7 protein-coding genes and 2 pseudogenes are annotated in these 10,101 nt (G+C 57.8%); 3 read left to right on the forward strand and 6 right to left on the reverse strand.

All coding sequences use genetic code 11. The features are described 5' to 3' along the window. The first annotated feature begins 111 nt into the window (after positions 1–111). Positions 112–696, forward strand: a pseudogene (locus GBM95_RS12735) (YrbL family protein). Positions 697–796: 100 nt separating this feature from the next. Here the strand turns inward: GBM95_RS12735 and secF are convergent. The 5 genes from secF to queA all read right to left on the reverse strand — a co-directional run bounded on the left by secF (position 797) and on the right by queA (position 6,601). After that, positions 797–1,729: a protein translocase subunit SecF gene (gene secF, locus GBM95_RS09720; RefSeq protein ID WP_139688571.1), complete on the reverse strand. Its 933-nt coding sequence runs from the start codon at positions 1,727–1,729 to the stop codon at positions 797–799. Between the two features lie 20 nt (positions 1,730–1,749). Then, positions 1,750–3,645 (reverse strand): protein translocase subunit SecD, encoded by a 1,896-nt coding sequence (gene secD / locus GBM95_RS09725; RefSeq protein WP_152158915.1) that lies wholly within the window; start codon positions 3,643–3,645, stop codon positions 1,750–1,752. Between the two features lie 214 nt (positions 3,646–3,859). Beyond that, positions 3,860–4,204, reverse strand: coding sequence for a preprotein translocase subunit YajC (gene yajC, locus GBM95_RS09730; protein WP_152158916.1), 345 nt, complete (start codon positions 4,202–4,204; stop codon positions 3,860–3,862). A gap of 170 nt (positions 4,205–4,374) precedes the next feature. Further along, positions 4,375–5,508 (reverse strand): tRNA guanosine(34) transglycosylase Tgt, encoded by a 1,134-nt coding sequence (tgt, locus tag GBM95_RS09735; protein WP_152158917.1) that lies wholly within the window; start codon positions 5,506–5,508, stop codon positions 4,375–4,377. Positions 5,509–5,542: 34 nt separating this feature from the next. Continuing rightward, positions 5,543–6,601, reverse strand: a complete 1,059-nt coding sequence (queA, locus tag GBM95_RS09740) for a tRNA preQ1(34) S-adenosylmethionine ribosyltransferase-isomerase QueA (RefSeq protein WP_152158918.1) — start codon at positions 6,599–6,601, stop codon at positions 5,543–5,545. 100 nt (positions 6,602–6,701) lie between these two features. On the opposite strand from queA, the gene yjgA reads away from it, so the two are divergent. Further along, complete coding sequence (yjgA, locus tag GBM95_RS09745; protein WP_152158919.1) at positions 6,702–7,274, forward strand: ribosome biogenesis factor YjgA; 573 nt, start codon at positions 6,702–6,704, stop codon at positions 7,272–7,274. A gap of 20 nt (positions 7,275–7,294) precedes the next feature. Further along, positions 7,295–8,743, forward strand: a pseudogene (gene mog, locus GBM95_RS09750) (molybdopterin adenylyltransferase). Positions 8,744–8,821: 78 nt separating this feature from the next. Here the strand turns inward: mog and rfbC are convergent. Further along, positions 8,822–9,370, reverse strand: a complete 549-nt coding sequence (rfbC, locus tag GBM95_RS09760; protein WP_226963265.1) for a dTDP-4-dehydrorhamnose 3,5-epimerase — start codon at positions 9,368–9,370, stop codon at positions 8,822–8,824. Between the last annotated feature and the right edge of the window lie 731 nt (positions 9,371–10,101).

Raw genomic sequence — 10,101 nt, forward strand, 5'->3', positions numbered from 1 at the left:
TTTCGCAAATTCAATTATAACACAAAACACCCATTTTTCATGCCTGTAAACTCTGAAATTTTCAGAATTTACAGGCATTTATTTTATGGAAGTCCCCTTGAGTAGTCAGCTATGGATCTCCCCGTTTCCTATGCCGATCTTCAGCCCTATCTTCTTTCGCGAGGAGAAGAGCGATCCTGCTATATCAATCCCAGGAACAGCAGCACCATCATCAAGCTCAGTGCCGAGGATCACGCGCGTCAGTCTCTGCGTGAGATCGAGTATTTCACGCAGCTCAAAAAGCAGAAAGTTCCCGCCACCCATATTCCGCGCTATTACGGCCGCGTAAACATACCCGGGTATGTTGGTTTTGAACAACAACTCGTGCGTGATTTTGACGGCTCCCCCTCAAAATCGCTTCAGCATTATCTGACGGATCATCAAAATATGATTTTCCATCAGCTTTCCGATTTACTTGAAGATCTCCATTGTTATCTCTAGCGCTACGGAATTGCGCTCTCTGATCTGAGCCCAAATAATATTTTGATTCGAAGAGAAAAGAATGGACTTAATCGGGCAGTCATGATTGACGGCTTCGGTACGACTGACTTTATTCCAATCTGCCACTACTTCCCGCACCTTGCCCGGCTGAAAATTCTGCGTCACTGGGAGCGCTTTCTTCCCAAAATCGGGCTCACTCACCCTTCTGTTGAGTGACTTTCTGCCTCCCGCCGCTCCACGCATATGAGAAAAGCTCCGCAGATGCTGGTCTGACGGAGCTTTTCTTCAAGGCAGAAGGGAATCTGAAGGATTCCGGTTACGGAACCATCTCTTCAATCTCTTCCTTCTTTCTCGGCTTCACGAGGTCTTCACGCTTGACGCCAAGATAGAGGGCGATCGCAGCGGCAACGAATACCGAGGAGTAAACGCCGAGCAGAATGCCGATCGTCAGGGCAAGCGAGAAGTAGTGGAGGGCCGGGCCGCCAAAGAAGAACATCGAGAGCGTCATGCAGAGCGTCGACGTATGCGTGATCACCGTACGGGAGATCGTCGCCGTAATGGCGGAGTTGATCACCTCCATGGTGTCGGCGCGGCGCATCGTACGGAAGTGTTCGCGCACGCGGTCGAAAATAATCACGGACTCGTTGACGGAGTAGCCGAGGACGGCAAGCACTGCCGCGAGCACCGGAAGCGTGAATTCCCAGTGCATCACGGAGAAGATGCCGACCACGATCACCACGTCGTGGAGGTTGGCGATGATGGCCGCCACCGAGAACTTCCATTCGAATCGGAAGGCCAGGTAGACCATGATGCCGAAGACCACGAGCGCAAGCGCCGTGCCACCGTCGCGGGCGAGCTCATCGCCCACCTGAGGACCGACGAACTCGGTACTCTTAAGCTGCACGCCGGGCGTCTTCGCGGAAAGCACCTTCATGACTTCAGCGGCGACCTGGCCGGACGTCTGTCCTTCCTTGGTCGGAACGCGGATCACGACGTCGCGCGCCGTGCCGAAGGTCTGAACGAGCACCTCATTGGAGACCTGGGCGAGATCCGTACGGATCTGCTCCGTATTGGCCGCCTCAGGATAATTCACCTCAAGCTGCGTGCCGCCCGTGAACTCAATTGAGAAGGCCAGGCCGTGGGCAAAAAGCCAGTACACGGCAACCAGGAAGCTCACAAGGGAAATTCCGTTCAGGATATGGCGATAGCGCATGAACGGAATCGTGCGATGAATGCGGAAAAATTCCATTTTTCTTTCCTCTCCCTCGATTACTTCGCATTCGCCTTATCGGGATCCGGACGCCAGATCTGACCGATATGAACGGCCGTCAGCTTCTTCTTGCGGCCGTAGATCAGGTTGATCAGCGCGCGCGAAACAATGACGGAGGTGAAGATGGAGGTGCCGATGCCGAGGCAGTGCACCACGGCGAAGCCGCGGACCGGACCGGAACCGAAAATAAGAAGTGCAAGACCGGCAATCAGCGACGTGATGTTCGAGTCGAGAATCGTATTGAACGCACGGTCGTAGCCTTCGCTGATGGCTGTCTGCGGGAGTCGGCCGATGCGCAGTTCCTCACGAACGCGCTCGTTAATGAGCACGTTCGAGTCGACTGCCATGCCGAGCGTGAGCGCAATAGCCGCGATGCCAGGAAGCGTCAGCGTTGCCTGGAGAAGCGAAAGGATCGCGATCAGCATCATGACGTTGCAGATGAGCGAGATCGCGCTCACGATGCCGAAGACCTGGTAGTAGACCGCCATAAAGACCGCGATCACCACAAAGCCGTAGAGGGTCGAGCGGAAGCCCGCCTCAATGTTGGCTTCGCCGAGGCTCGGGCCGATCAGGCGTTCCTCAACGATTTCCATCGGAGCAGCGAGCGAACCCGCACGGAGCACGAGCGCCGTATCGGTAGCTTCAATCGTGGTCATCTGGCCCGAAATCTGCACGCGGCCGCCGCCGATTTCCTGACGGATCACCGGAGCCGTCACCACTTCGCCCTTGCCCTTTTCAAAGATCAGGATCGCCATGCGGCGGCCGACGTTTTCGCGGGTAACTTCCTGGAAGATGCGCGCGCCGCGGTTGTCGAGCTCAAGGTTGACGGTCGGTTCCTGCGTCTGGCTGTCAAACCCAGGCTGAGCGTCGTTGAGGTTTTCGCCGGTAAGGATCACGCGGCGCTTGACGAGAATCGGACGCCCGTCGCGGTCCGTGAAGCGTTCGTCGCCGAAGGGGACATTGCCCTGAGCGAGCTGAGCAAGAGCTTCAGGCGAATCGTCAACCAGACGGACTTCGAGCGTTGCCGTACGACCGAGAATGTCCTTGGCCTTGGCCGTATCCTGAACGCCCGGGAGCTGGACGACGATGCGGTCCGCACCCTGTTGGGCGATCACGGGTTCAGCAACGCCGAGTTCATTGATTCGGTTGTGAAGGGTCGAAATATTCTGCTTCAGAGCGTAGTTCTGAACGTTCTGAACCGCACGCTGCGAGAGCGCGGCGTGAATGATGAAGGGCGCCTTCGTGGCTTCCGGAAGGGTGAGAACGAGATCAGGCTGAGTATTTCTCAGAAGGTCGTTCGCGCGTTCGCGTTCCTCTGCGGTGCCGAAGCTGATTTCAACGTCGTTGCCGACGCGGTTGATGCCCGTGTGGCGGATGCGCTTGTCGCGAAGCTGCGTGCGCAGGTCGGCGGCAATCGCCTCGGCGCGCTTCGTGATGGCCGCGCGCATGTCGACCTGCAGGAGGAAGTGCACGCCGCCGCGAAGGTCAAGGCCCAGATACATCGGAAGCGCGTTGATCGAAAGCAGCCACTGCGGCGTATTGGGGACCAGGTTGAGCGCCACGATGTGGGTCGGGTCCTTCGGATCGCTGTTGAGCGCGTGATCGATCGCTTCGCGGGCCTTCAGCTGCTCTTCCGTCTGGGTCGGGTCGAAGCGCACGCGGATGGTGTTCTGCTGCGCGCCCTGTTCAAAGAAGACGCCGTTGGGCTTCAGGTTGGCGGCATTCAGCGCGCTTTCCACCTGTGCGAGCGTCTGCTCGGTCACCTTGACCGTAGCCTTGCCGGACGTTACCTGCACGGCAGGCGATTCGCCGTAGAAATTCGGCAGCGTATAAACGAGCCCGATGACGAGCACGATGCCGATCAGTATGTATTTCCAAAGAGGATAGCGATTCATTCGCTCTTCTCCGTTCTTACCAAAAAACTCCGGAGTTCCGGAGCCGCACCGTCATCCCTATTGATTGAGAGAAAGGCTTCGAAAGACGGACATCATGTCTTTCGAAGCCCTTCGCCCGGACTTAGAGAGCCGTGCGCGTTCGCTTGTGGCGCTTCCGGAAGAAGAGGCCCGGCAGCGTGCGCGCCGAGCCTCCTGATCCGGGTGAATCGCTCAATCAGAACTTGATGGATCCCTTGGGGAGAACCATCTGCACCGCAGCGCGCTGCATGCGGATGATGACGGGCTTGCCGTCGACGGCAGCGACCTGCAGGCTGATCGACTGATCGTCGACGCCTTCGATGCGACCGGAGATGCCGCCCATGGTCATGACCTCATCGCCCTTCGTGAGGCCTTCGCACATCTTGGCGTGCTCCTTCTGGCGCTTCTGCTGCGGGCGAATGAGGAAGAACCAGAAAACGGCGAAGATGACGATAAGCGGGACGACCTGGACGAGGAAACCTTCCATACCGCCGGCAGCAGCGGCTTCACCCGCCGCCATGGCATCGCTTACAAAAAGCATGTGCACTCCAAAAGAGAAAGCAAAAATCCTGAACGGTCTTTTGCGGAAAATTCAGCCCCCACAAAGGGGGAAGTCTGCAGATTATAAAGAGCATGGGCCGGAGCATTGCTTAACGCCGGCCCCAAATAAGAGCCTGATTCTCTCAGTTTTGATCCCTGAAGGACGCTCCGTTATTCAATGCCGCGGGCGCGATCCTCATGGAAGGTTTTCTTCCACTCTTCAAAGCGTCCTTCCTCGAGCGCAGCGCGCATTTCCGCAGCGAGCGTGAGGTAGTAGTGAAGATTGTGAATCGTGTTGAGCCGGGCGCCGAGCATCTCACCCACCTTGTGGAGGTGATGGAGGTACGAACGGCTGAAGTTGCGGCACGTGTAGCAGGTGCAGGTCGGGTCGAGCGGCCTCAGATCGTTACGGTAGCGGCTGTTCTTGAGCTTGATGTCGCCGAAGCGCGTGAAGAGCCACCCGTTGCGGGCGTTTCTCGTCGGCATCACGCAGTCGAACATGTCGATGCCGCTCGAGACCCCGTCCACCAGATCCTCAGGCGTCCCGACGCCCATCAGGTAGCGGGGATGATCCTCAGGGAGCTTCCACGCGATTTCGTCGAGCACGCGAAGCATCTCTTCCTTGGGTTCGCCGACAGAGAGGCCGCCCAAAGCATACCCGTGAAAGCCGATTTTCCTGAGGCCCTCGAGCGACTCCTCGCGCAGATGAGAGAACATGCCGCCCTGAACGATGCCGAAAAGCGCATTGGGGTTTTCAAGACGGTCGAACTCGTCCTTCGATCGCTTCGCCCACCGGAGGCTCATGCGCATCGAGGCTCCCGCCTCCGCTTCCGTCGCCGGACGGTCGCCGATTTTGTAAGGCGTGCATTCGTCAAGCTGCATCACAATGTCGGAATTGAGCGTGTGCTGAATCTGCATCGAGATCTCAGGCGACAGGAAGAGCTTGTCGCCGTTGATGGGACTCGAGAACTTCACGCCTTCTTCGGTGATCTTGCGCAGCTCACCGAGGCTGAAGACCTGGAAGCCGCCCGAGTCCGTGAGAATAGGCTGATCCCACTGCATGAAGCCGTGAAGCCCGCCGTGCGTGCGGATCACTTCGAGGCCGGGACGAAGCCACAGGTGAAAGGTATTGCCGAGAATCGTCTGCGAGCCCACTTCCTTCAATTCATAAGGAGCCATGGACTTCACCGCGCCGTATGTCCCGACAGGCATGAACATGGGCGTTTCGACTGTGCCGTGATTGAGCGTCAGCGTACCCCGGCGGGCCTTCCCGCAGGTCGCCTTGACTTTGAAGCTGAATGCCATGAGTGAAAAAATCCTCTTGAATAGTCGCGGACGGTCAGGCGTTCTTCGCCTTTTCAATGAAGCACGCGTCGCCGTAGCTGAAGAAGCGGTACTTCTCCTTCACGGCATGCGCATAGGCTTCGAGAATGCGTTCGCGGCTCACCAGCGCGGAAACGAGCATGACGAGCGTCGACTTCGGCAGATGGAAGTTCGTGATGAGCGCATCCACAATGCGGAATTTGTAGCCCGGCATGATGAAGAGCGTCGTATCGCGCGCGCCGGCTTCAACATGCCCCGGACGGTCCGCAGCGCTCTCAAGGGTGCGCAGCGACGTCGTGCCGACGGCAATCACGCGGCGGCCTTCGGCCTTTGCCTCATTGATTTTCGCGGCCACATCCTCAGGCATGGAGAACCATTCCGAGTGCATGTGATGTTCGGAGAGGTTTTCAACGCGCACGGGCTGGAAGGTGCCGGCACCCACGTGAAGCGTCACATATTCGATATCGACGCCCTTATTGCGGATCCTGGCGAGAAGGTCTTCAGTAAAGTGAAGCCCTGCCGTAGGCGCGGCCACCGCACCCGGATGATGCGCATAGACCGTCTGGTAGCGGCTTTCATCGCTCTTTTCGGGGGCGTGTTCAATATAGGGAGGAAGCGGCACGCGGCCGAATTCCTCGAGAATATCAAGCACGGGCCCCTCGAAGCGCAGCGAATAGAATTCGCCTTCGCGGCCGAGAACCTCAGCCTCGGCTTCCCTGCCCGCCGCTTCTTCCGTCTGGGCGCGGAAATAGATCTTGGTTCCGGGCTTAGGACTCTTGCTGGCGCGAAGCATGGAAATGGCCGTATCCGGTCCGGTAACGCGCTCAATCAGCGCTTCAACGGCGCCTCCGGTTTCCTTGCGGCCGAGAAGACGGGCCTTGATGACCCTTGTATCGTTGGCGATGAGAAGATCGCCCGGGCGCAGGCATCCTTCAATGTCGCGGAAGGTCTTGTCCTCAATCACGTCTTCCGTGATGTGAAGAAGACGCGAGGAAGAACGGTCTGCGAGAGGGTACTGCGCGATAAGCTCCGGCGGGAGCTCGAAGTCGAAATCAGAAAGATGTTGTTCAGTCATGGCTTGACCGGCCAGTAATGAATGGAAAAGGAGCCGCATTCTAACTAAAAATCATGGACTAGAGCCGCTATCATTGGCGTCCATCGAATGTGAGGACCCTATGCGCCCTAACGAAATAGAAGACGAAGAAGAAGAATTCCGCGGCCCCTCCAAGTCGCACCTGAAGCGCGTTCAGCTTGATCTGCAGTCTCTCGGCCGCGACATGACCCGCATGGGCGACGAGACGCTCGCCAAAATCGGGCTTCCCGAAGACGTGCTCGTTGAAATCATTGAATTCCGCCGCATGAAGAGCTTCGGCGCGCAGCGCCGGCAGCTTCAGCTGATCGGGAAAAAGATGCGCGACATGGATCCGGATGCCGTGCGAGAGGCGATCGCCCGCGCGACGGGCGAGTCCCGCGCCACCGTTGCGCTCCTTCACCGCTGCGAGACGCTTCGCGACCGCATGATCGAATCCGACGACGTGGTGCGCTCTTTCATCGACGAACACAGCGACATCGACATCCGTCGTCTGCGCGAACTCGTACGCTTTGCGCGCCGCGAACGCGATCAGGCGAAGCCCCCGAAGAGCGCCCGGGAACTCTATCGGCTCCTTCACGACTATCTCGACGAACCCCTCGATTTGATGGCGAAGGAAGAAGAGGCTTTTGAAGAAGCCGAAACGCCCAATTCCTGATTTTTTCTCCGAGAAATTCCATGAAGCCTCCGCGCAGCGCTGAAAATGAACTCATCCTCGGGCTTGTTTCGATCTCCGACCGGGCGAGCCGAGGCGAATATGAAGACAAAGGCATCCCCACACTTGAAGCCTGGTGCCGCAAAGCCATCACGACGCCCCTCAAAATCCACAAGCGCCTCATTCCCGATGAACGCTTTGATATTGAGAAGACGCTTCGCGAACTCGTGGACATCATCGGCTGCGACCTGATCCTCACGACCGGCGGCACCGGCCCGGCCCGCCGAGACGTGACGCCCGAGGCGACGCTTGCGGTTGCGACGCGCGAAATGCCTGGCTTCGGCGAGCAAATGCGCGCCATTTCCGGACACTTTGTTCCGACCGCGATTCTTTCGCGTCAGGTCGGGGTGCTGCGCGAAACGCCGGACCATGCCGCGCTGATTCTCAATCTCCCCGGACAGCCCAAAGCCATTGCGGAAACGCTCGAAGGTCTGAAGGACAAGGACGGCAACCCTTCCGTCAACGGCATTTTTGCGGCCGTTCCCTACTGCATCGACCTGATCGGCGGCCCCTACATCGAAACGAATGAAGCGGTCGTCAAGGCTTTCCGTCCGAAGAGCGCGAGAAAGCATGTTGAGAAGCCTCAGGAAGCCGCCGTGCCTCCCGCGCAGCCTGCGGTCGAGAAGAAGCCGGTCCCGCAGGCGGAGCCTCCGAAGGCGGCGGCTTCTGAAGCCGCACCTCGTTCAGAGGAAAAGCACGCGCCGGATGTTCCCCCGGCAGAGCCCGCCTTCGACGCGCGGGATCTTCTTGTCGTGCGTCCGCGCACGGGCGGAGACCCGGAACTTGCGGTCGTATGGCTTCACGGCATGGGCGTTGACAACACGGACTTTGCGCCTTTCCCGGATGAGATTCTGGGATTCGACGGCCCCGTCTGCCGCTTTATTCTCCCCAACGCGCCGATGCGCGAAATGTCCATGCATCCGGGCTATCCGCTTCGCGCCTGGTATGACGTCCCGGGACGCAGCATTGATGAAAATGAGGATGCCCGCGGCATTCGCGAGAGCGCAAAGCGCGTCGCTCAGCTGATCGATGAAATTGAGGCTCAGGGCGTTCCCAGAAGCCGCATTGTTCTCGGCGGCTTCTCGTAGGGTGCTGCAATATCGCTTTTCGCCGGACTGAGGATGGAGCGCCCCATCGGCGGCGTTGCCGCGCTTTCCGGGTACCTTCCGCTTGCCGGCCATCTCTTTTCGGAAGCAACGCCCGGCGGCCGACGGACGCCGATCTTCATGGCGCACGGCGAATTCGACTCGGTCGTACCTCCCGTCATGGCGGCCCGCAGCGCGGAAGTGATTTCTCAGGTTGATCCGGCAATGATTGCCCGCACCTACCCGATGGATCATGAACTCTGTCAGGAGGAAATGCACGATCTCGCGGCATTCCTCAGGAACATTGCCGAACGCGCGGCAAGCTGATCAGAACGCTTCCCGTCTTTTGACGCTTTGAAGTCCCGCCCGGAGCCGGCAGCAAAAGCTTCAGGCGGGATTTTTATTTCAGCCGTGGAGATAAGGTGCCGCGGCATCCTTTTGAGAGAGGATGGGCGTCATGCCCTGAGGCAATTTCCAGTCGATGCCGAGGGTCGGATCATCCCATCGGATGCTTCCTTCCGATCCCGGCTCATAGAAGGCATCCGCCTTGTACTGAACGATCGTATGGTCCGCGAGCGTCAGAAAGCCGTGCCCGAACCCGCGCGGGATGTAGAGCATGCGCGCGTCCTCTGCGGACAAATCAACGGTGAAGACGCGCAGATAATCGGGACTAGTCTTTCTCAGGTCCACCGCCGCATCCTGAATCGCGCCGCTCGTGCAGCGGATGAGTTTCGCCTGGGCGAATTCGCCCGTCTGAAAATGAATGCCGCGAAGCGTTCCGCGGCGAAGACTCAGGCTCTGGTTGTCCTGAACGAATCTGACCGGAATGCCGAGTCCGGCAAATACCCGTTCATTCCAGGATTCAAAGAATTCGCCTCGCTCGTCCTGATAGACGGGAGGCTCTATCAGGAGCAGCCCGCCCGAACCTAATGGCGTGATTTTCCAAGACTTCACAATTGAACGGCCGTAAAAAATCCCGCATTGCGAACGCAATGCAGGATTCTGAAAATCTGGTCCAGAGAGGGTCCATAAATTAAATGATTTTCCTGCAAAATTTCTAGCACCTTCGTTTAGGTGGGCTCAAAACTGGGCTTAAAGTTCCGCGCTACGGGGAAACCCTTAGACATTCTTAGAGTCCTAAACAGGGCTTTCGAGTCGCAACTGTACCAAAGAGAAAGCCCCTCAGGTTCATCGCCTGAAGGGCTTTTTCTTATTGGCGGTCATAGAGCCGGGCACCGGTGCCCACTTGAAGCGAAGCATTGATCCGGCATCCCGGCCCCGCTACCAACCTTCATACCCGGTTAACCGCCGGGCCTCCCTCTCGGCTTCCTCTCGACTCATCCCCGCGTCGGATTCCAGAATCGCCGGTCACGTTTCAACCGATAGTTTTGAGAGAGCATTTTTCCATCTAAAAGTAGAGATACTATTTTTCGAGTGGGAATTGTGGGAATTGTGGGGAATCCTTGAATATCAATGTGTTGCACTTCCCACTTTGTTTTGCAAAAATGGGGAAACGGGGAAAATCGAGGGTTATCACCTAATGTATTTGCCGTATCTTCCCTACGTTTGTTCCACCATTCCACCGTATCGGGTAGGAGGCATGGGATTAGTTCCCATGCCGTCCTCCCACACCACCGTACGTACGGTTCCGTATACGGCGGTTCCTAGTATCAAGGCTTAACGGC

This window comes from Sutterella seckii (genome assembly GCF_009183815.1).
Taxonomy (GTDB): Bacteria; Pseudomonadota; Gammaproteobacteria; order Burkholderiales; family Burkholderiaceae_F; genus Sutterella; species Sutterella seckii.